The sequence below is a fragment of the Mesorhizobium sp. M0968 genome (assembly GCF_040319065.1).
Classification (GTDB): Bacteria; Pseudomonadota; Alphaproteobacteria; order Rhizobiales; family Rhizobiaceae; genus Mesorhizobium.
In genome coordinates this window covers 1-2935 of sequence record NZ_JAMYNL010000074.1, presented here as the reverse complement: position 1 = coordinate 2935, position 2935 = coordinate 1, and the positions used below count along the sequence as shown (strand labels likewise).

The 2935-nt window shown below is 53.0% G+C and carries 2 protein-coding genes; one reads left to right on the top strand and one right to left on the bottom strand.

The genetic code is table 11. The features are described from left to right. Nucleotides 1-1160: 1160 nt before the first annotated feature. On the top strand, nucleotides 1161-2147 hold the full coding sequence (locus tag NKH67_RS33860) for an NAD-dependent epimerase/dehydratase family protein (RefSeq protein ID WP_352473357.1): 987 nt from the start codon (nucleotides 1161-1163) through the stop codon (nucleotides 2145-2147). 372 nt (nucleotides 2148-2519) lie between these two features. Here NKH67_RS33860 and NKH67_RS34285 read toward each other — a convergent pair. Beyond that, a partial coding sequence (locus NKH67_RS34285) for a Mu transposase domain-containing protein (RefSeq protein WP_502893853.1) occupies nucleotides 2520-2935 on the bottom strand: 416 nt, incomplete at its 5' end.

Genomic DNA, 2935 nt, shown 5'->3' with positions numbered 1-2935 from the left:
CATAATCCCTCATTTTGATTCGATAGCGCCCCGCGGATGTCTGCCTACTAGAGGGTGTATATTAGCGCCAAATCACATACCTGCACGCCCTGATAGAATGATTGATCGGCGGCAGGAATGCTGCACCGCAAGAAAAAATGTAAAGAAATATACTGGAGATACTCCATCCCTTGGAAAGCGTAAAGATCTATTATCAGCGATATCCCAAAATATTAGGTGAATGCGTTATAGGCCGTGCGACTCGCTTGTAAGAAATGGCTCGTAAAAAGTTGCCGATAATTATCCGGTTGGTAAGTACAATGGATTTTACTGTGAATTGACGATGAGTAAAGCGTATTTGGTAAGTAAGTATGACTTGATTGTACAGACGATCTGTAAGATGGTTGGACGTAAGAAAAAGGTTAACTTCTATCGCCTCCAAAATATATATCGAACGACAGGGGGGTGAGGAAGAAAGATTCGTTTTTACGACATGCACTTCCATGCCAGCGAATCTGGCCGACGTTAGATTGAGGTCCAAGCCCGAACCACTTTCTGTATTGACGACGCCAATTTGTTGTGGACAGATAATGGACAGGTGCTCGTCTCACGACCGAAATTAACCGCAATAGAGTTTACCGATAAGGAAGGCGATCAAGTTTCGCCATCTGTCCCTCGCCTGGAAGGCAGGTCCTGCTAGGGATGTCGTGACGGAGATGCGGCTCAGATCAACGCATCGCAGAAGCCAGGCTGCATTGAGACTATGCTCTGAGTGAAAATAAGCGTCCTTGTAGATCGCCGCACCGAATGCCAGCAAGGCTGTTACGGTCAGCTTGCCTCGGTTGTATTGCGCCAGCACGAGCGCTGCAGCCCTGCCCGAAATGCGCCGGTCGGACGGCCGCGGCGACGTCAGTGTTGTTCCGTCCGCGCCAGCAGCGCTCGGCCAAAAGTAGCTGAGGGTGAGGTCGAGCTGGTGGTGCGGCAATATGGCCACGGTTAAACGTGAGGAAGTGGCCCTGGACTGCGGTACACCAATCTGCACCGCAAGTCGGAAACTTCGAACAGCCTGATCGAGCCGGTACCGATTGAATCGGCGAACGAGCGATGATACCTAGCGCGCTTCGCAAGGCCCACCGAGAATGTTCCAGGGTGCGCCAATCGTGTCGTTGAGAGGGGTTCACTTGCCAATCTTAGTCACAGGTGCAGCTGGCTTTATTGGAAGCCACGTTTGTCTCAAGCTTCTGGAACGCGGCGACGACGTGCTGGGTGTGGACAATTTGAACGACTATTATGATCCGACGCTGAAGAGAGCTCGGCTGGCACGATTGCTCGGACTGTCGAAGTTTTCCTTTCTCGAAATTGATATCGCCGATCCTATGGCGCTTGCGCGGGCCCTGAGCGGGCAGGACATAAACAAGGTCATTCATCTCGCGGCACAGGCTGGCGTGCGTTATTCGTTGGAAAATCCCCGAGCCTACATCCGGTCCAACATCAGCGGTCACCTCGAGGTCCTAGAATTTTGTCGCGGCTGCCCCGGCTTTGAGCACTTGGTCTATGCGTCATCGAGTTCGGTTTATGGAGGCAACCGGAAAGTACCTTTCAGCGAGAGCGATCGGGTCGATCACCCCGTGTCCCTTTACGCGGCCACGAAAAAGTCGGATGAGTTGATGAGCCACACCTACGGTCATCTATTTGGTGTGCGGCAGACCGGTCTAAGATTCTTCACGGTCTATGGTCCTTGGGGCCGGCCTGACATGGCCTATTGGATATTCACAAAGGCCATACTTGAAGGCAAGCCGATCCGGGTGTTCAACAACGGAGCGATGTGGCGCGATTTCACCTATATAGACGACGTCGTAGAGGCGGTTCTTGCCGTGCTCGACAAGCCGCCTTTGACAGACATTCCCTCTGCCAGGCTCTACAATGTTGGGAACAACCAGCCAGCTCGGCTCGGTGACTTCATTGACATCCTGGAAAGACTGTTGGGGGTAACGGCAAACCGCCAATCCGAGACGATGCAGCCCGGCGATGTGGCGCAGACCTTTGCCGATATGACATTGTTGGAGCAAGACTTCGGCTTCAAACCGCGAACGTCACTGGAATCCGGTCTTGGCAAGTTCGTGAACTGGTACCAATCGGAATGGACAGGGATAACAAGAGCACTGTGACGATGAAGCCAACGCGTTCCAGCAAATTGACCTGCCAGATATAAAAATTGGGAGCTACCGCTCCATACAGTAGTAAATGGACTAGCAACGCTGATAGTGCCCGCCGGACTCCTCTGGCTGGCCGCACAAAAATCGTTGGCTTATTAGTTTTTCCGTAAGATCAGCTCCGTCATTCGCGAAGAATTGGGCGACGACAAAGGTGTTCAGCCTAGAGCGATCAGGCCGTGACAAGATGTGCCAAGTCAAACTGGTTTACAGATAACCATCTCGGTAGGAACCCGCCCTCTTGCGGTTTCGGACACAAGGCTAATCATCCAAACTGGTTTCGTGAGAGTTGCGCACAAAATAACGTGCTTTGACGCGACAGTAATATCAATAATGTCTATTAAAAAGGAGCGTGCCGCTGAAGGCCACAGGACTATCGGCCATGACGGGCGGGCGTCGGGTTCGATCATTCACTTGCAATAGGGTGAGAATGCCCCATGTAAATAGTGCCAAGAGCGGCTGGCCCGGCTCTAGGATGACCTCGTCGTTCCTCAGTCTTTGTCGGCGCTTGTGGACGTGGATGTTGCGATGACCCGGCTCGACATGACGCTGGTGCCGACCTTCTAGAATGGGATGGATGGCAATCAGTGCGCCGTCCTCGAAGATGCGTACCTCTTCGGCCAGAGTGTGCACCTCGACGACACGGCGCCTGGTGGCATCGGGCACGCTGTAGAAATTGCCGCCGACGCTGACCATGCCCTCCCGGCTGATACGTCGCTCGAGCTTTAGGACCGATCGGAACG